Source organism: Jiangella aurantiaca (assembly GCF_004349105.1).
GTDB lineage: Bacteria > Actinomycetota > Actinomycetes > Jiangellales > Jiangellaceae > Jiangella > Jiangella aurantiaca.
This window is the reverse complement of record NZ_SMLB01000068.1, coordinates 12,438-31,188: the sequence shown is the minus strand read 5'-3', so window position 1 is coordinate 31,188 and position 18,751 is coordinate 12,438. Positions and strand designations below refer to the sequence as shown.

General features: G+C 72.3%; 14 protein-coding genes and 2 pseudogenes. 5 read left to right on the top strand and 11 right to left on the bottom strand.

Annotated features, from left to right (window positions below):
• Nucleotides 1-6 precede the first annotated feature (6 nt).
• The gene (locus E1262_RS28280; RefSeq protein ID WP_132107689.1) at nt 7-294 is read left to right on the top strand and encodes a sterol carrier family protein; all 288 of its coding nucleotides are present in this window, start codon (nt 7-9) and stop codon (nt 292-294) included.
• Between the two features lie 7 nt (nt 295-301).
• Here E1262_RS28280 and E1262_RS28275 read toward each other — a convergent pair whose 3' ends face one another.
• The 9 genes and pseudogenes from E1262_RS28275 to rhaI all read right to left on the bottom strand — a co-directional run bounded on the left by E1262_RS28275 (nt 302) and on the right by rhaI (nt 9,199).
• Nucleotides 302-1,099 carry a zf-HC2 domain-containing protein gene (locus E1262_RS28275; protein ID WP_132107687.1) on the bottom strand — a complete coding sequence of 266 codons (798 nt, stop codon included), beginning with the start codon at nt 1,097-1,099 and terminating at the stop codon, nt 302-304.
• Nucleotides 1,092-1,622, bottom strand: coding sequence for an RNA polymerase sigma factor (locus E1262_RS28270; RefSeq protein ID WP_199700582.1), 531 nt, complete (start codon nt 1,620-1,622; stop codon nt 1,092-1,094). Before E1262_RS28270 ends, E1262_RS28275 begins: the two co-directional genes overlap by 8 nt.
• Before the next feature lie 89 nt (nt 1,623-1,711).
• Nucleotides 1,712-1,939: pseudogene (locus tag E1262_RS28265) on the bottom strand (Na+/galactose cotransporter); the annotation flags it as partial.
• A gap of 298 nt (nt 1,940-2,237) precedes the next feature.
• Nucleotides 2,238-3,593 (bottom strand): serine hydrolase domain-containing protein, encoded by a 1,356-nt coding sequence (locus tag E1262_RS28260; protein WP_132107686.1) that lies wholly within the window; start codon nt 3,591-3,593, stop codon nt 2,238-2,240.
• Nucleotides 3,594-3,728: 135 nt separating this feature from the next.
• Nucleotides 3,729-5,162, bottom strand: coding sequence for a rhamnulokinase (locus E1262_RS28255; RefSeq protein ID WP_132107685.1), 1,434 nt, complete (start codon nt 5,160-5,162; stop codon nt 3,729-3,731).
• Nucleotides 5,159-5,446, bottom strand: a pseudogene (locus tag E1262_RS32250) (arabinose isomerase); the annotation flags it as partial. The pseudogene E1262_RS32250 and the gene E1262_RS28255, both read right to left, overlap by 4 nt.
• A gap of 197 nt (nt 5,447-5,643) precedes the next feature.
• Nucleotides 5,644-7,683: a bifunctional aldolase/short-chain dehydrogenase gene (locus tag E1262_RS28245; RefSeq protein WP_132107684.1), complete on the bottom strand. Its 2,040-nt coding sequence runs from the start codon at nt 7,681-7,683 to the stop codon at nt 5,644-5,646.
• The gene (locus tag E1262_RS28240; protein WP_132107683.1) at nt 7,680-8,030 is read right to left on the bottom strand and encodes an L-rhamnose mutarotase; all 351 of its coding nucleotides are present in this window, start codon (nt 8,028-8,030) and stop codon (nt 7,680-7,682) included. The genes E1262_RS28245 and E1262_RS28240 overlap by 4 nt, the downstream gene beginning before the upstream one ends.
• 2 nt (nt 8,031-8,032) lie before the next feature.
• Nucleotides 8,033-9,199: an L-rhamnose isomerase gene (rhaI, locus tag E1262_RS28235; RefSeq protein ID WP_132107682.1), complete on the bottom strand. Its 1,167-nt coding sequence runs from the start codon at nt 9,197-9,199 to the stop codon at nt 8,033-8,035.
• Between the two features lie 125 nt (nt 9,200-9,324).
• On the opposite strand from rhaI, the gene E1262_RS28230 reads away from it, so the two are divergent.
• Complete coding sequence (locus E1262_RS28230) at nt 9,325-10,329, top strand: LacI family DNA-binding transcriptional regulator (protein WP_132107681.1); 1,005 nt, start codon at nt 9,325-9,327, stop codon at nt 10,327-10,329.
• Nucleotides 10,330-10,490: 161 nt separating this feature from the next.
• Here E1262_RS28230 and E1262_RS28225 read toward each other — a convergent pair whose 3' ends face one another.
• Nucleotides 10,491-11,426, bottom strand: a complete 936-nt coding sequence (locus E1262_RS28225) for a hypothetical protein (RefSeq protein ID WP_132107680.1) — start codon at nt 11,424-11,426, stop codon at nt 10,491-10,493.
• A complete protein-coding gene (locus E1262_RS28220; protein WP_132107679.1) occupies nt 11,420-11,998 on the bottom strand; it encodes a hypothetical protein in 579 nt (192 codons plus the stop codon). The genes E1262_RS28225 and E1262_RS28220 overlap by 7 nt, the downstream gene beginning before the upstream one ends.
• Nucleotides 11,999-12,169: 171 nt before the next feature.
• On the opposite strand from E1262_RS28220, the gene E1262_RS28215 reads away from it, so the two are divergent.
• The 3 genes from E1262_RS28215 (at nt 12,170) to E1262_RS28205 (ending at nt 18,739) form a co-directional block, all read left to right on the top strand.
• A complete protein-coding gene (locus tag E1262_RS28215; protein ID WP_132107678.1) occupies nt 12,170-14,557 on the top strand; it encodes a 5'-nucleotidase C-terminal domain-containing protein in 2,388 nt (795 codons plus the stop codon).
• A gap of 153 nt (nt 14,558-14,710) precedes the next feature.
• Nucleotides 14,711-17,317 (top strand): ExeM/NucH family extracellular endonuclease, encoded by a 2,607-nt coding sequence (locus E1262_RS28210; protein ID WP_132107677.1) that lies wholly within the window; start codon nt 14,711-14,713, stop codon nt 17,315-17,317.
• Nucleotides 17,318-17,398: 81 nt separating this feature from the next.
• On the top strand, nt 17,399-18,739 hold the full coding sequence (locus E1262_RS28205; RefSeq protein WP_132107676.1) for a dipeptidase: 1,341 nt from the start codon (nt 17,399-17,401) through the stop codon (nt 18,737-18,739).
• The last annotated feature ends 12 nt before the right edge of the window (nt 18,740-18,751 follow it).

Genomic DNA, 18,751 nt, shown 5'->3' with positions numbered 1-18,751 from the left:
CCCACCATCCCCCGCGACACCACCCGGCTCGCCGTCCGCACGCTCCTCGACGTGCTGGCCGACCGTGCGCCGGGCCGCAGCGTCGAGGTGCGTGTCGCGCCGTTCGCTGCCGTCCAGTGCATCGAGGGACCACGGCACACTCGCGGCACGCCGCCGAACACCGTCGACCTCACACCGCCGCTGTGGCTGCGGCTTGCCGGCGGACGCACCACGTGGGCCGAGGAGGTCGCGGCCGGCGCCGTGCTGGCCAGCGGGCAGCGCGCCGACCTGTCGCCGTACCTGCCGTTGTTCTAACGGCTGGTCACGGCGGCGAGTCGTCGGACAGGACGGCCGCGAGCGTCGTGCCGCCGGGGCCGACCAGGTCGACCCGCTCGATCTGGTAGATGTCCGCGTCGATCGTGCCGCCGGCGCCGCCGCCGGTCTGGTCGACCTCGCACTCGGCGACCGTCTCGGTCCCGTCCTCGGTGACGACGGAGACGTCGTACGTCCCCTGCTCGACGGTGTCGTCGAGCACGGTGAACACCCACGACGGCTCGCCCTGGTAGAGGAACACGTGCCCGACCTGCTCGCCGCCGTCGTCGACGATCGGGGCGGCGTGGAAATAGCGGCCGTTCGCCACGTCGAGCGTCTCGCGGTACCCGGCGGCGAGGTCGCGGTCGTCGGACGTCGCCTGCCAGACCACACCGGCGCCGCCCAGCCCGGCGATCACCGCCGCGGCCGCGTAGGGCAGCGCCCGCCGCCAACGCCTGGACCGCAGCGGGGTCACGACGGCGTCCGGCCCGCCCTCAGCGGGCGGCAGCGGCAGTGCGCCGGGATCCGGTGGCGGGGGCGGTGCCGCGGCGCCGGAGCTCGGCCCCTGCGCGGACAGTGCCGCGATGCGGGCCAGGACGGCACCTTCGAACCCGGCCGGCGGGTCGTGTTCCGGCGCGACGAGCAGCACCTCGTCGGCGACCCGGGTCAGTTCGTCCAGCTCGCGGCGGCAGTCGGGGCAGTCGGCCAGGTGCGCGAGCACGCGCGCGCGGTCCGGGCCGCTGGCGGCGCCGGTGGCCACCTCGGCCAGGGCGTCGGCGACCTCGCCGCACCTCGTCGGATCAACCATGACTCACCTCGAGCATCGCACGCAGCCGCGACAGTCCGGTCCGGATGCGTGTCTTGGCCGTCCCGAGGGGGATCTGCTGCTGTTCGCTGATCTCCCGTGCGGTCAGGCCGAAATGTACGGAGAGCAGGACGGCCGTGGCCTGCTCGCGGGGCAGTGCCCGCAGCGCGGTGGTGATGCGCTCGCTGTCGGCGACCCGGTCGCTGTCGTTGGTCGTGGAGATCAGCATCTCCGCGACGACGGCCGGTTCGACGGTCAGCTCCCGGCGCACCCGCAGGACGTCGATGGCGACGTTGCGGGTGATGGTCAGCAGCCACGTCGATGCCTGCGCCCGGCGGGCGTCGTAGTTGCCGGCGTGCCGCCACGCCCGGACGAACGCCTCCTGTGCCACCTCCTCCGCGATCGCGGGCACCCCGACGACCGACAACGCCAGGCCGTAGACGCGCCCCTGGTGGCGGCGGACGAACGCGGCCATCGCGTCCGCGTCGCCGGCGGCCATCCCGGCGAGCAGGGCTTCGTCCGACACCCTCACATCCTCATATACGTGGAGGGACGGGGAATCGATTGGATCCGGATGTGGCGTCAGTCACGGCGGCCGCCCGCGGCGGCCTCGGTGTCGACGACGAACGCGGCCCCAGCGGCGAGGAACGCCGAGCCATGACCGGGGAGGTCGAGGACCCCGGTCTCGGAGAGCACGAACACCGTCACGGCCGACAGCGTTCCCAACACCAGCCCCGTCCAACCCGCGGCGGCCGTCATCCGTTTCCAGAACATGCCCAGGATGAACGTTGCGAACAGCGGCGCGTTGACGAACGAGAACAGCTGCTGCGGGTCGTCCATCAGGGCGGGGTGATCGTGATCGCCCCCACCCTTTCGTCGATCTTGGAGTTGTTCGGCCATCTATCGGACATACCACCCCACGATGGCCGAACAACTCCAAGATCAACGGGGAGGGCTTGCCGGTGGTTGGGGCTTGGGGTGTGACGTGCACCGGCCTGTCCCGGCGTGGCAGGCGCCCAAGAATCCGACCCCGGTGCGCGGCTACAGGTGATGGGCTGCAGCCCTCCAGCGGGGCGGACGGTCTGCGCGGTGCGCATAGGCGCTCATGGCAAAGTGCGCCGACAAGTACACCTGACCAGCGTCAGCGCCAGCCGGCCGGGTCGACGCCGCCGGGGACGTCGGCCCGGGGGTCGTACGGGGTGCGGGTGAAGACGAACGACGCAAGGTCGAGGTGGCGGACCGTCCCGTCGGCGTGCCGGACCACCCGCAGCGGCTCGCCGGCGTAATAGCCGTCGAGGCCGACCCAGCCGCCGTCGCCGTCGGGACGGAAGCGCGACGCCCGGCCGGCACCGTGTGCCGGGCCGAGCCGCAGCCAGCCCTCGCCCATCGCCCGCAGCTCGAACGTCGTCGATCCCCAGTACCAGTGACCGACCAGCTCGAACAGCTCCGGCGGCACCGAGCCGACCCGCCAGATCGGCGGGGTGCGTGGCTCGGCGGCGGTGAACGTGTCGAGCAACTCGGCGGCGAAGCCGCGGGACAGCCCGGCGGTGGTGTTGGTGAGCACGACGACGCCGTCGCCGGTCTCGGCGTCGACCCGCACCTCGGCGAGGAAGCCGGGCATCGAGCCGCCGTGGCCGGTGAAGCGGCGGCCGCCGTCGTTCCACAGCTGGAGGCCGAGGCCGTGCGCGCCGGTCCACGGCGCCCCGGGCACGTCGACGACGGCCAGCGGGCGGCACATCTCCGCCAGCGTCTCGGCGGACAGCAGCCCGTCGGTCCGGCCGCCGAGGAACGCGGCCCACCGCGCGAGGTCGCGCACCGTCGACCACAGCTGCCCGGCCGGCGCCATCGCGCCGCCGTCGTGCTCGGGCTCGGGCAGGACGACGTCGGCGAACGGGTGGACGGCGAGCCCGTGCGCGTGCGGCGCGACGGGCCGCGACGTCGTGCGACCCATGCCGAGCGGCTCGAGCAGCTCCTCGGAGACGACCTTCGACCACGACCGGCCGTGCAGCCGGGCGACCAGCTCCCCGAGCACGCCGAAGCCGAGGTTGGAGTAGTGGAACCGCTGGCCGGCCGGGTGCCGCCGGCCCAGCTGCGTCGACAGCGACCGCCACGGGCCGCCCTCGGTGCGCTCCCACCACGGCCCGTCGGTCTCGGCCTGCAGCCCGGCGCCGTGCGACAGCAGCTGCGCGATGGTGACATCGCCGATCGGGGTGTCCGGGAGGTGCTTGTCCAGCGGGTCGGTGAGGTCGAGCCGGCCCTCGTCGCGTAGCCGCAGGACCGCCACCGCGACGAACGTCTTGGTGATCGAGCCCATGCGGTACTGGGTGTGCTCGTCGGCCTCGCGGCCGCCCTCGCGTCCGTCGATGGTGCCGCGCGCGGCGGACCAGACGAGCTCGCCGTCGCGGACCATGCCGGCGGCAATGGAGGGCAGCCGGCTGCCGGCCTGCTCCTCGGCGACGAGTCGGGTGAGGTCGGTGGCGGTGGTGGGCCGGATCATCGCCCCACTCTTATGTGTCGGGCCATGCACCTCAAGTCACTGGCTCCAATCCACTCCCGCCCCCGGACCGACGACTCGTGGGAGCCTCCGGCCCCCAGTCGCCGCCGGTGTGCCTGGCCCTCCACGGGGCCGAGCCTAACGGGCGGCCGGATCGTACCGCCGCACCGCCTGGGTGGCGCGCAGCAGCGCCCGCAGCGCCCAGAGGTCGCCGCCGACGGCGCCGTGGGCACGCGCCTGCACCAGCACGTTGCCCAGCGCGGTGGCCTCGATCGGGCCGGCCAGCACCGGCAGGCCGCACGCGTCCGCCGTCAGCCGGCACAACAGCTCGTTGCGGGCGCCGCCGCCCACCAGGTGGACGACGTCGACGGCGCGGCCGGACAGCTCGGCGGCCTCGTGGACGGTACGCGCATAGGCGGCGGCCAGGCTGTCGAGGATGCAGCGGACCAGCTCCGGCCGGGTCTCCGGCACCCGCGCACCGGACCGGCGCAGTGCGTCGGCGATGCGGGCCGGCAGGTCGCCGGGCGGCAGGAAGACCGGGTCGTCGGGGTCGAAGACGGGGCCGCCGGCGGGCACATCGGCGGCGGCCGCGAGCAGCGCCGGCAGGTCGGCCGCCGGCCCCTGCCGGTTCCACGTCGAAATCGACTCGCTGAGCAGCCACAGCCCCATGACGTTGCGCAGGTAGCGCACGGTGCCGTCGACGCCGCCCTCGTTGGTGAAATTCGCGGCCCGGCCGGCCTCGGTCAGCACCGGCCGGTCCAACTCGACGCCGACCAGCGACCACGTCCCGCAAGAGATGTAGGCGAATCGCTCGTCCGCGGCCGGGACCCCGACGACGGCCGACGCGGTGTCGTGCGACCCGACTGCGGTGACGACGGCTGACGGGTCCAGCCCGGTGTCGTCGAGCACCTCCGGCAGCAGCGGGCCGACGACGTCGCCGGGCCGGCGCGGCGGCGGGAACAGCGCCGGCGGCAGCCCGAGCGCGGCGAACAGCGGCGCCGCCCAGTCGCCGGACCGCACGTCCAGCAGCCCGGTCGTCGACGCGTTGGTGATCTCGGTGCCGAGCGCGCCGGTCAGCCAGTACGTCAGCAGATCGGGCATGAGAAGGGCATGGTCGGCGTGCTCGAATTTGGCGGCCGGCTCGGCGGCCAGCTGGTAGATCGTGTTGAACGGCAGGAACTGCAGCCCGGTGACGTCGTACAGCTCGCGCTCGCCGACCTTCGCGTGCACCGTCGCCGTGGCATCGGACGTCCGCCCGTCGCGGTAGTGGTACGGGTTGCCGAGCAGTGCGCCGGTGGTGTCGAGCAGGCCGTAGTCGACCGCCCACGAGTCGATGCCGACGCTGCGCAGCGCCTCGCCGCCGGTGGTCGCCCGGGCGGCCTGCCCGAGTCCGTCGAGCACGTCGCGGTACAGCCGCAGCACGTCCCAGTGCAGCCCGCCGGGAAGCCGCACCGGGACGTTCGGGAAGCGGTGCACCTCGGTGAGGTCCAGGCGCTCCGGCCCGACCCGCGCCAGCATGACCCGGCCGCTCGAGGCGCCCAGATCGATGGCTGCTGCCGTCAGCGTCGTCATCGACCTACCTCATGGAACTCGATCTCGAGCAGGTCGGCGACGGCCCGCAGTTCGCCCGCCCGGTGACCGGTGCCGAGGGCCCAGTGGTGGCCGATGCCGCTGGCGCTCCACTCGTCGGTCCACTCGCCGGGGTTGCGGCCGAAGTCGACCCGCGACGTGGTGTTCCCGATCTGCAGCAGCGGACCGGAGACCACCTCGCCTTCGGAGGCGATGAAGCCGAACGAGCCGTCGCGCAGCTGACCGATGCCGAAGGCGGTGACCGGGCCGTGCGCCACGTCGAGCTGCCCGAGTCGCTCGGCCACGCGGCGGGCCGAGCGCTGCAGCTGCGGCAGCAGGTCCGGGAACTGCGGCCAGTAGGCGCCGAGCCCGCCGGCGACCAGTCCCACCTTCGTCGGGCGGGCCGGTAGCCGCTCGAGACCTCGAACCGGCGATGCGGACAACGCTGTCTCAGCCACCTGAGGGTCCTTTCGGTCGGGAACGCCTAGCGCAGGAACGCCGCCGCCACTCCGGCGTCGACCGGGATGTGCAGGCCGGTCGTGTGGGACAGGTCGCCGCCGGTGAGGGCGAAGACGGCGTTGGCGACGTGCTCGGGCAGCACCTCACGCTTGAGCAGGGTGCGCTTGGCGTAGAACGCGCCGAGCTCGTCCTCCGGGACTCCGTAGACGGCGGCGCGCTGGGCACCCCAGCCGCCGGCGAAGATGCCGGAGCCGCGGACGACGCCGTCGGGGTTGACGCCGTTGACGCGGATGCCGTGCTCGCCCAGCTCGGCCGCGAGCAGCCGGACCTGGTGCGCCTGGTCGGCCTTGGTAGCGCCGTAGGCGACGTTGTTCGGGCCGGCGAACACGCCGTTCTTACTGGCGATGTAGATGATGTCGCCGCCCAGCCCCTGGTCGATCATCGTCCGCGCGGCCTCCCGCGAAACCAGGAACGAGCCGCGGGCCATGACGTCGTGCTGCAGGTCCCAGTCGGCGGCGGAGGTCTCGAGCAGCGGCTTGGAGATGGACAGCCCGGCGTTGTTGACCACCAGGTCGACGCCACCGAAGGCCAGCACGGCCTGCTGGAACGCCGCCGCGATCTGCTCCTCGGAGGTGACGTCGACGGTGACCGGCACGGCCACGTCGGTGCTCCCGATGCCGGCGGCGACGGCGGCCGCGTTCTCGCCGTTGAGGTCGGCGACGACGACACAGGCGCCCTCGGCGGCCAGCCGCTCGGCGATCGCCTTGCCGATGCCCGACCCCGCGCCCGTGACCAGCGCGACCCGGGTGGCCAGCGGCTTGGGCCTGGGCATCCGCTGCAGCTTGGCCTCCTCCAGCGACCAGTACTCGATACGGAACTTCTCGCTCTCCGGGATCGGCGCGTAGGTCGAGACGGCCTCGGCGCCGCGCATGACGTTGATCGCGTTGACGTAGAACTCGCCGGCCACGCGGGCGGTCTGCTTGTCCTTGCCGAACGAGAACATCCCGACGCCCGGGACCAGCACGATCGCCGGGTCGGCGCCCCGCATGGCCGGGCTGTCGGGTGTGGCGTGCCGCTGGTAGTAGGCGGCGTACTCCTCGCGGTAGGCGGCGTGCAGCTCGCGCAGCCGGGCGACGGCGTCGGCCAGCTGCGCCGTCGCGGGCAGGTCGAGGACCAGCGGCCGGACCTTGGTGCGCAGGAAGTGGTCGGGGCAGGACGTGCCCAGCTCGGCGAGCGCGGCGAGCTTCTCGCGGGACAGGAAGTCGAGCACGACGTCGCTGTCGGTGAAGTGGCCGACCTGCGGCTTGTCCGTCGACGCCAGACCACGGATCACCGGCGCCAGCGCGGCGGCGCGCTCACGGCGCTGCGCGTCCGGCAGCGAGCCGAACCCGTCGACGACGGCGCCGAACGGCTCGGCCTTGCCACGCGCGGCGAGGAACTCCTCCGCCGTCCGGATCATCCACAGCGAGTTGGCCTCGCACTCCTCGCTGGTGGCGCCCCACGCGGTGATGCCGTGGCCGCCGAGCACGCAGCCCACCGCCTCCGGGAATTCGGACGCGATGGCTGCAATATCCATACCCAGCTGGAAGCCCGGCCGCCGCCACGGCACCCACACGACCTTCTCATCGAAGCACTCCTTCGTCAGCGCCTCGCCGTCGGCCGCCGTCGCCAGCGCGATGCCGGAGTCGGGATGCAGGTGGTCGACGTGCGCGGCGTCGACCAGCCCGTGCATGGCGGTGTCGATAGAAGGAGCAGCCGGGGCCCCAGCTCCGTGCAGGCAGTAGTCGAACGCGGCGACCATCTCGTCCTCGCGCTCGACCCCCGGGTAGACGTCGACGAGCGCGCGCATGCGGTCCAGCCGGAGCACGGCCAGACCGAACTCCGTCAGCGTGCCGAGGTCGCCACCGGATCCCTTGACCCACAGCAGCTCGACGTCGGCACCGGTGACCGGGTCGACGGCGGTGCCCTTGGCCGACGTGTTGCCGCCGGCGTAGTTGGTGTTGCGCGGATCCGACCCGAGGCGGTTGCTGCGCTCGATCAGCTCGGTGACGGTGCGGTTGGTCATCGGTCCTCATCTCGTGCCACGGCGGCCAGTTGGTCGTCGAGGTTGAACACTTCGTCGATGAGCCGCCAGTTCTCGTCGGGCTTGCCGCCATCGGCGAACAGCAGCGCCATCTCCTCCTGCCAGCGGCGGTTGACGTCGGTGGCCTGCATGGCCGCCTGCGACGCGGCGAGGTCGTCGGCCTCGACGTAGCCGACCAGCAGGCCGTCATCGCCGAGGAAGATCGAGTAATTGCGCCAGCCGGTGTCGTGTAGTGCTCGCAGCATCTCCGGCCAGACCGCCGCGTGCCGGCGACGGTACTCCTGCAGCCGGTCGGTGCGGACCCGCGAGACGAAGCAGTACCGGGGCACCGTCAGGCTCCCCAGCCCGCCTGGGCACCGTCGGCCCGCTCCGCGCTGATCTTCTCGAAGTAGCCCGAGCGCTGGTAGGCGGCGATGGGGTCGGGGTCGAGGCCCTGCTCCTCGCGCATGCTTGCCAGGAGCGGGCGGACGTCGGTGTTGTAGGCGTCCATCAACGCGCCGTTCGCGCCCAGCACGTCGCCGTCGGCCTGCGCCTTCGCCAGCGCGGCGGCGTCGACCAGCAGCGCCTTGGCCAGCGCCTCCTGGACGTTGAGCACCGAGCGGATGACCGCAGGGATCTTCGGCTCGATGTTGTGGCACTGGTCGAGCATGAAGTTGACCCGCGACTCCGGCTTGTGGGCGTCCTGGCTGACGATCTCGTGCAGGATGCGGAACAGCTGGAACGGGTCGGCGGCACCGACCATGAGGTCGTCGTCGGCGTAGAACCGGGAGTTGAAGTCGAACGCACCGAGCCGGCCGGCGCGCAGCAGCATCATGACGATGAACTCGATGTTCGTGCCCGGCGCGTGGTGACCGGTATCGAGCACGACGGTGGCGCGGTCGCCGAGCGTGAGGCAGTGCGTCAGCGACGTGCCCCAGTCAGGGATGTCGGTGGCGTAGAACGCCGGCTCGAAGAACTTGTACTCGAGCAGGATGCGGTGGTCGTCGTCGAGCGCGGCGTAGATCTGCTGGAGCGAGTCGGCCAGCCGCTCCTGGCGGTCGCGCAGGGAGTCCTGGCCGGGGTAGTTGAGGCCGTCGGCCAGCCAGATCTTCAGGTCCTTCGAGCCGGTGGCGCGCAGGACGTCGATGCACTGCAGATGGTGGTCGACGGCCTTCGCGCGGACCGCGGGGTCGGGGTTGGCCAGCGAGCCGAGCTTGTAGTCGTCGTCCTGGAAGACGTTGCTGTTGATGGCGCCGATCTCGACGCCGAGGTCGCGCGCGTGCGCGGCCAGCGCGCTGAAGTCGTCGACCAGGTCCCACGGGATGTGCAGCGAGACGCGCGGCGCCGAGCCGGTGTACCGGTGCACCTGCGCGGCGTCGGCGATCTTCTCGAATGGGTCCCGCGGCACGCCCGGCTGGCCGAACACCTTGAACCGGGTACCGGAGTTGGCGAATGCCCAGGACGCCGTCTCGACTCCCAACGCGCGGACGGCCGCCTTGACTTCGTCGTGGGTTCTCATCTGCTGCCTCCAACGGCCCGTCTTTGAACCGATTCAGTACTGTGGTCAAGCTACGCGGTCCCGTCCCGGCGCGTCAACCGGTCCGGCCGCCATCGGCCGCGCTGGGCAGTCTGTAAGCTGCGACGATGGCAGGAGCCCCGAACATCCGCGAGGTGGCGCTGCGGGCCGGCGTTTCGGTGGGCACGGTGTCGAACGTCCTCAACCGGCCCGAGCTGGTCGCCGAGCCGACTCGTGAGCGCGTCTTCGCCGCCATCGCCGAACTGGGCTTCGTCCGCAACGACTCCGCCCGGCAGTTGCGGGTCGGCCGCAGCCGCACGCTCGGCCTCGTCGTGCTGGACGTCGCGAACCCGTTCTTCACCGACGTCGCCCGCGGCGTCGAGGACACCGCGAACCAGCACGGCCTCGCGGTCATCCTGTGCAACACCGACGAGGACCCGCGCAAGGAGGCCTCGCACCTCGACCTGCTCGCCGAGATGCGCGTGCAGGGCGTGCTGATCAACCCGATCGACACCGACGGCCGCATCACCGCGCTGCGCGACCGCGGCATCCCCGTCGTGCTGTTCGACCGGCTCGGCGACCCCGCGGTGGAGTGCTCAGTCGCGGTCGACGACGTGCTGGGCGGCCGGCTCGCGGCGACGCACCTGGTCGAGGCCGGGCACCGCTCGATCCTGTTCGTCGGCGGGCCGCTGACGCTGCGGCAGGTGCAGGAGCGGTACGAGGGTGCGTCGGCGGTCGTGTCGGCCCGCGACGACGTCGAGCTCACCATCCTGACGACGACGGCGCTCAACGTGGCGGCGGGGCGGGCGGCAGGTGACCGGCTCGCCACCGCGGACCGCGACGCGCTGCCGTCGGCGGTGTTCTGCGCCAACGACCTGCTGGCGCTCGGGGTGCTGCAGGCGCTGACGCATGCGGGGCTGCGGGTGCCGGCCGACGTCGCGATCGTCGGCTACGACGACATCGACTTCGCGGCAGCCGCGGCGGTGCCGTTGTCGTCAGTGCGCCAGCCGCGGCAGCAGCTCGGCCGGACGGCGGCGGAGTTGCTGCTCGCGGAGACGACGGAGGACGAGCACGAACACCGGCAGGTCGTGTTCGAGCCCGAGCTGATCGTGCGCGACTCGTCCGTCCGCTGACCGATGGCCCGCCGCCGGCCCGGAGATGGCCTCCCTTGATCATCGGCGCTCGGCCACGTCATGGTGTGGTCGATCGCCGATGATCACGGGAGCGGGTGGGCAACTGCGGCGAATGCATGCCCATGGACACGTGATCATTTCCAACCGAGGGGCGGGACGGGTCAGTCGTCCTCGACGATCGCCTGGATCTCGGCGACCGGGATGGGCGTCGCCTGCCACGGGGTCTGGAACACCGCCGGAGCGCCGTCGATCTCCATGACCTCACCGTTCAGCTCGAACCGGACGGTGTAGACCAGGCGCGCCTGGCCCTCGTACGCCGGCTGGCCGTCGACCGTCGCGGTGCCCTCGACCGAGGCGTGGTCGTACACGTACGAGCACGCGTCGCTTTGGGTGACGGTGAAAGGGCAGGTCAGCGTCGACGACCCGTCGCCCGGCTGGACCTCGAGCCGTTCCGGGGTGGCGATGGCGACCAAGCCGGCCGCCGACGTGCCGGTGAGCTCGCCGTCGGTGGCGCCCTCGGCCCAGTACCAGGTATCGAGGGTGACGTAGGCGCGCTGCGGCGGGTTGAACGCGAGGTCGAAGTCGGGCGCCACCAATTGGCCGAAGGCCTGGAGGGCCTCCTGCTCCCAGTCGACGACGTCCTCTTGCGGCGGCAGCCACGCCGGCCTATAGATGACGACTTCCTCCTCGGGCGGCTGGGTGAGGCACGTGAGCATGCCGTACACGTGATCCTCGGGCGTGCCGGCCGGCGGCTCCGGCCAGTCCTCCGGGTCGGGCGCCGACGGCGGCGGGCTGTAGACGTAGCAGCTCAGGTCGTCGTCGCAGTAGGACCAGTCGTAGTCGAACTGGTCCTCGCGGCCGAGGTAGCACTCGGGCTCGGCGTTGCCGCCGTCGTCGCCGCCACCGTCCTCCTCGTCACCGCCGCCGCCCTCGTCGCCGTCGCAGACGTTGACGTACTCCCAGAAGCCGGGGCTGGTCTCGACGTACTGGATGCAGTCGTCGGCGGCCGCGGGAGTCACCTGCACGAGGGTGATCACCGTCGTCGCCACCATGGTGGCCGCGGCCAGCAGGATGCCGGTGAGCCGACGCGTCAGCATGAGACCTCGCCCTCCACGTCGATGGGGTCGCCGATCAGCCAGGAGCCGTTGAGGAACAGCACCTGGAACTCGACGGGATAGACGGTCGGCTTGTCGGGGTTGACGGGGAGTGGCTCGCCGTTCTGCGTCCCCACCCACTCGCTGTCGTCGACGCACGAGGTGACGGTGCCCCGCTCGCCGTCGATCGAAACCGTGGTGTCGTACACACGCGGCTCGCCGGTGAAGACGATGCCCTCCTGCTCGTACGTCTGCGCGGTCTGCAGGTGCAGCGCGATGGTGGATTCCGTCGCAAAGCCGGCGAACGGCTCGGGACTGGTGTCTGGGCCGTTGACGGACTGGATGCGGGCGTCCCAGTAGCGCTGGTAGACGTCGAGGACGGCGGCCTCGGCGTCGGCGCCGGCGGCCGGCTCACCGGACGGCTCGTCGGTTGGTGCGGTCGTCGGGGTGTCGTCGAGACGGGCCGGCTCCTCGCCCGCCGACGAGCACGCGGCGAGCATCGCGACGGCGGCCGCCGCGGCCAGGGTGCGCGCGAGGATCGGGGACATCGTCCGGGGGAGGCGGGTCCAGGTCACGACCCAGACCATAACGGAGCCGACCGACGACTTGTCACGAATTCATCGCGGCCTCCGGGCGCTGTTGACGCGGGACGAGGCTCACGAAAGCCTGTGCCGTGGCGTATGCCCTCCGTTCACCCGGCGGAGGTAGCGTCGCCGCCGTCAATCTGCCATGTAGGGGGTAGAAATATGCGCCTGAACAGGCGTTTTCACCGTGCCCTGGGCGCCGCAGCCGCCCTGGGACTGGCAGGGGTCGGGCTCACCGCCGTCCCCGCCCAGGCAGCCGAGGTCCAGATCGACGTTCTCGGCATCAACGACTTCCACGGCCGGCTGAAGGCGGACGGTCAGTCCGCCGGCGCCGCGCTGCTGGCCGGCGCCGTAGACGAACTCCGCGCGGAGAACCCGAACACCGTCTTCGCCGCCGCCGGCGACCTGATCGGCGCCTCCACGTTCGAGTCGTTCGTCGACCAGGACCACCCGACGCTCGAGGCGCTGACCGCCGCCGGCCTGGACGTCAGCGCGGTCGGCAACCACGAGTTCGACCAGGGCTACTGCGACCTCGTCGACCGCGTCATCCCGTTCATCGAGGAGAAGGCGACCCAGTACGGCACCGAGCCGTGGGAGTACCTCGGCGCGAACGTCAAGATCGCGAGCGGGCAGAGCACCGGCTGCGACCACGACGAGAACCTCACTGAGTCGTGGACGCAGACGTTCGACGGCGTGACCGTCGGCTTCGTCGGCGCCGTGACCGAGCACCTGCCCGAGCTGGTCAGCCCGAGTGGCATCGCGGCGCTGGACGTCCTCGACATCGTCGAGGAGACCAACCGCGTCGCGGCCGACCTGAAGGCCGGCGGCGCCGACATCGTCGTGCTGCTCGTGCACGAGGGGGCCCCGACGACGGCACTCGAGGACGCCGTCGACCCGGGCAACGACTTCGGCAAGATCGTCACCGGCGTGAGCGCGGACGTGGACGCCATCGTGTCGGGCCACACCCACCTCGCCTACGACCACAGCGTCGAGGTACCGGAGTGGGTCGCCGAGGGCCGCGAGGTCACGGCCCGCCCGGTCGTCAGCGCCGGCCAGTACGGCTACAACCTGAACAAGATCCGCTTCACCTACGACACCGATGCCGCCGACGGAGCGGGCGCCGTCGCTGACGTCGAGTCGGACATCATCCCGCTGACCGTCCAGAACGACGAGGGCGCCTGGGTGCCGAACCCGGAGTTCGCGCCCGACGACGTGGTCGCCGGCATCGTCCAGAAGGCGGTCGACAACGCTGCGGTGCTGGGTGCGGAGAAGCTCGGTGACATCACGGCCGACTTCAACCGGGCCCGGCAGTCCGACGGCACGTCGGAGAACCGCGGTGGCGAGTCGACTCTGGGGAACTTCGTCGCCGACGTGCAGCTGGCGGCGGCCCGCATCACCGACGAGGACACCGACCTCGCCTTCATGAACCCGGGCGGCCTCCGGCAGGACCTGAAGTACGCGGGCACCGGCGAGAACGATCCCGACGGCAACGTCACGTACCAGGAGGCGGCGATCGTCCAGCCGTTCGCCAACACGCTCGTGACCACCACGCTCACGGGCGAGCAGATCGTCCAGGTGCTCGAGGAGCAGTGGCAGCCGGAGGGCGCGTCCCGTCCGTTCCTCAAGCTCGGCGTCTCGGCCGGCCTGACCTACACCTACGACCCGGACGCCGCGGCCGGTGAACACATCACGTCGGTCTCGCTCGACGGCGAGCCGATCGACCCCGAGGGCTTCTACCGGGTGGTCGTGAACTCGTTCCTGGCCTCGGGCGGCGACAACTTCGCCACCCTGGCCGACGGCGTGGACACCGCCGACACCGGCCAGATCGACCTGCAGGCGATGGTCGACTACCTCGGCGCCAACTCGCCCGTGTCGCCGGACTACGCGCAGCGGGCCGTCGGCGTGAACTGGGTCTCCGACCCCGGGGCCGTCTACACGCCGGGTGAAGAGATCGCCGTCGACCTGTCGTCGCTGCTGTTCAGCGCCGGCGAGCCGGTCGACGCGACGGCGACGGTCACGCTCGGCGGCATCGAGGTGGGCAAGGTCGACATCGACCCTGCCGCCGTCGACACCACCGACGAGGTCGGCCGGGCACAGGTCCGTGTCACGGTCCCCGCGATCGTGCCGGACAGCGCCAAGGAGGCGACGGAGTCGGCCCTGGTGGTCGAGCTGCCGGAGAGCGGCACGACGGTCACCCTGCCGGTGACGGTCGACTTCGGTGACGACCCCGGCACGGACGACGGGACCGAGGACGGCGGCGACGAAAACGGCACCGACGACGGCACCGACGACGGCACTGACGACGGTGCGGAGGACGGCACCGACGCCGGCACCGAGGGCGGTGCGGACGAGAACGGGACCGACGACGGCGCGGACGAGAACGGCACCGACGACGGGACCGAGGACGGCGACGAGCTGCCCGACACCGGTTCGTCCGGCGTGCTGTGGTGGGTCATCGGCGGCGTCGCGGTGCTCGCGATCGGCGGCGCCCTGTTCGCCCTCTCGCGGCGCAAGGGCAACGCCGGCGGCACCGGCGGCCCCGCGGCCTGACCACCAGCCGAGCGCAACGCGACCGTGGCGTCCCGCCCACCCGGCGGGACGCCACGTCACCCGTGAGCCCTTTCCCTTGTGGGACTCGACGCCGCCTGGGACCTCGCCGTCGGCTTGCCGCTCAGCCCCGATCCGACCCGAAAGGTACGACCGATGCACTCGACCAGACGTCCTCTCCGCTGGCTCGCGGCGGTCGCCGCGGCCGGCCTGGCCGGCGCGAGCGTGGCGGCCGTGCCCGCCCTCTCGGCCGGAGCGGCCGAAGGCGACCCGTTCATCAGCGAGATCCACTACGACAACGCCAGCACCGACGCCGGCGAGGCGATCGAGATCCAGGCGGACCCGGGCACCGACCTCAGCGGCTGGCAACTCGTCCTCTACAACGGCAACGGCGGCGCGCCGTACAACACCCGCCCGCTCAGCGGCACCGTCCCGGCGGCCGGCGTCGTCGTCGCGACGTACCCGGTCGACGGCGTCCAGAACGGCTCGCCTGACGGCGTCGCGCTGGTCCGGCCGGACGGCAGCGTCGCGGAGTTCCTCTCCTACGAGGGCGGCATGACCGCCGTCGGGGGCCCGGCGGACGGCATGGCCAGCATCGACATCGGCGTGTCCGAGGCGAGCACGACGCCGGCCGGGCAGTCGCTGCAGAAGGTCCAGGGCGCCTGGACCGGCCCGTTGGCGAACACGTTCGGCGCGCTCAACGGCGGCGGCGACCCCGATCCCGACCCGGAGCCCGAACCCGCCACCATCGCGGAGATCCAGGGCACCGGCGCGGCGTCGCCGCTGACGGGGACGCTCGTCGAGACGACCGGTGTGGTCACCGCCGCCTACCCGACCGGCGGGTTCGCCGGCTACTACGTCCAGACCCCGGGCACTGGCGGCGACCAGCCGCGGACGGCGTCGGACGCGGTGTTCGTCTATTCGCCGTCGACGGCGGACGACGTCGAGATCGGCGACCACGTGCGCGTCACCGGCGAGGTCACCGAGTACTTCGGGCTCACCGAGATCGAGCTGGCCGCCGACGGCCTGGAGACGCTCACCGAGCCGGCCGAGGCCGTGAAGCCGGTGCCGTTCACGCTGCCCGCGACCGAGGCCGGCCGCGAGGTCTACGAGGGCATGCTGGTCCGCCCGGCCGACGGCTTCGTCGTCTCCGACACCTACGCGCTCGGCGGCTGGGGCAGCAGCGCATTCGGCTCCATCGGCCTGGGCTTCGGCGGCCCGCTGGTGCAGGAGACCGAGATCGCCGCGCCCGGCTCGCCCGAGTACGACGCCGCCGCCACCGCGAACGCCGCCCGCTCCGTCGCGCTCGACGACGGCCAGTCCAGCCGGACGGCGACCAGCAGCCTGGTGCCGTACCTCACCAACGACGACCCCGCCCGCACCGGCGCCGGCGTCACGTTCCAGAGCGACATGATCTTCGACTACCGGTTCCAGTGGAACTTCCAGCCGCTGCAGCCGGTCACCGGCCCGGCGCCTGACGTCGTCACGTTCGGCACCGGCAACACCCGCGCGGCGAACGGCGCGCCGCAGGAGGTCGGCGGCGACCTCCAGCTCTCCGCGTTCAACGTGCTCAACTACTTCACCACGCTGGGCATCGACCTGCCCGGCTGCGAGCCGTACACCGACCGCGCCGGCAACCCGCTCACCGTCGCCGACGGCTGCGACGCCCGCGGCGCCTGGGACACGGAGAACTTCGAGCGGCAGGAGGCGAAGATCGTCGCGGCCATCAACGGCCTCGGCGCCGACGTCGTCGCGCTGGAGGAGATCGAGAACTCCGCCGCGTTCGGCCAGGACCGCGACATCTCGCTCTCCACGCTGGTCGACGCGCTCAACGAGGTGGCCGGCGCGGGCACCTGGGCGTTCGTGCCGTCGCCGGCGCAACTGCCGTCCGACGAGGACGTCATCCGCACCGCTTTCATCTACCGGACGGCGGCGGTCCAGCCGGTGGGCGAGTCGGTCATCCTCATCGACGACCCGGCCTTCCACAACGCCCGCGAGCCGCTCGCGCAGGAGTTCCGGACGTTGAACACCGGCTATGAGTTCACCGCGATCGTCAACCACTTCAAGTCCAAGGGCGGCGAGTGCGGTGACCTGCCGGAGGGCTGCTTCGACGCCGACCGCACCGCCCAGGCGCAGGCCCTGGTCGCGTTCGCCGACGAGCGCGCCGCGGCCACCGGGACCGACCACACGTTCCTGCTCGGCGACTTCAACTCCTACAGCGGCGAGAACCCGATGCAGGCGCTGTACGACGCCGGCTACGCCGACCTCAACAACGAGCACGCTGGTGAGCACACCTATGTGTTCGACGGCAAGGTCGGCTCGCTGGACCACGTGCTGGCCAGCCCGTCCGTCGTCGAGGCAGGGCTGGTCACCGGCGTGGATGTCTGGAACATCAACTCGGTGGAGTCGGTGCTGTTCGAGTACTCGCGGTACAACTACTTCGCCAGCGAGCTGTTCCAGCCTGGCACCGTCTACCGCGCCAGCGACCACGACCCGATCCTGGTCGGCGTGCAGACGCCGGTCACGTTCGACGGCGTCCGGGCTCTGGTGGAGGGCTACGCCGCCGCGGGCACCGTCAACCGGTCGCAGGCGGCCCAGCTGCTCACGCACCTGTCGAACGCCGAGCGGCTGGCCGACGGCGGACTGACCGGGCCGGCGGGCCAGTCGCTGGACCGGTTCGTCGCGGTGGCCGAGCGGGTGACCGACGAGGACGCCCGTGCCACGCTCGTGGCTGCCGCCGAGAAGCTGCGCGAGCAGCTGTAGCCCGAGCGCACCGGTGGGGGTCACCGTCCCGGCGGGGAGGGTGGCCCCCACATGTCGGCGCCGGCTTCTAGAGTGTCGGGCATGACCGATCTCCGGGCCGCCGTCGAGGCCGTTCTCCCGTCCGTGCGCACCGACCTCGAGCGGCTGGTGCGCATCCCCAGCATCAGCGCCGATCCCGCCCACGCCGGCGACGTGCGGGCCAGTGCCGAGGCCGTGGCCGAACTGGCCCGCGGCGCCGGTGCCGCGCGGGCCGACGTCGTCGGCGTCGACGGCGGCGCGCCGGCGGTCATCGCCAGCTGGCCGGCGCCCGATGGCGCGCCCACCGTCCTGCTCTACGCCCACCACGACGTGCAGCCGACCGGCCCGGCCGACCAGTGGTCGAGCGGCCCGTTCGAGCCGTCGGAGCGCGACGGCCGGCTCTACGGCCGCGGCGTCTCCGACGACAAGGCGGGCGTCGCCATGCACCTCGCGGCATTGCGTGCGTACGGCGGCCGCCCGCCGGTGGGCGTCGTGCTGTTCGTCGAGGGCGAGGAGGAGATCGGCTCGCCCACGTTCACCACGTTCCTGCAGACCTACCGCGACCGCCTGGCCGCCGACGTCATCGTCGTCGCCGACTCCGCGAACTGGACGCCCGAGACGCCCGCACTGACCACGAGCCTGCGCGGCCTGGCCGACTGCACCGTCACCGTGCGCGTGCTCGAGCACGCCGTGCACTCCGGCGTCTTCGGCGGGCCGGTCCTCGACGCGCTCACCTCCCTGTGCCGGCTGCTCGCCACCCTGCACGACGAGAAGGGCGACGTCGCGGTGGCCGGCCTGGTCACCGATCCCGCGGCGGACGTCGAGTACCCCGAGGAGCGCTACCGCGGCGAGGCCGCCGTGCTCGACGGCGTCGAGCTGTCCGGCACCGGGCCGCTGGCCGATCGGCTCTGGAGCCGGCCGGCCATCTCGGTGCTGGCCATCGACGCGCCGGCCGTGGCCGACGCCGCGAACATCCTGATCCACCGGGCCAGCGCGAAGGTGAGCCTGCGGCTGGCCGCGTCGCAGGACCCGCAGGCGGGGCTCGAGGCCCTGACGAACCACCTGCGCGGCCACGCCGACTTCGGGGTGCAGGTCGAGGTCACCGACGGCGCGGTGGGCGGCGGCTGCGTGCTGCCGACGTCCGGGCCGGTGTTCGAGGCGGCCGAGGCCGCGCTCACCGAGGCGTTCGGCGTCCAGTCCGTGCGGGCCGGCATGGGCGGGTCCATCCCGTTCATCGCCGAGTTCCAGGAGGCCTTCCCCGACGCGACGGTCCTGGCCACCGGCGCCGGCGACCCCGACACCCGGGCGCACGGACTCGACGAGAGCCTGCACCTCGACATGTTCGCCAAGGGCTGCCTGGCCGAGGCGCTGCTGCTGGACCGGCTGGCCCGGTTGCCGCGCTGACGGAACGTGCGG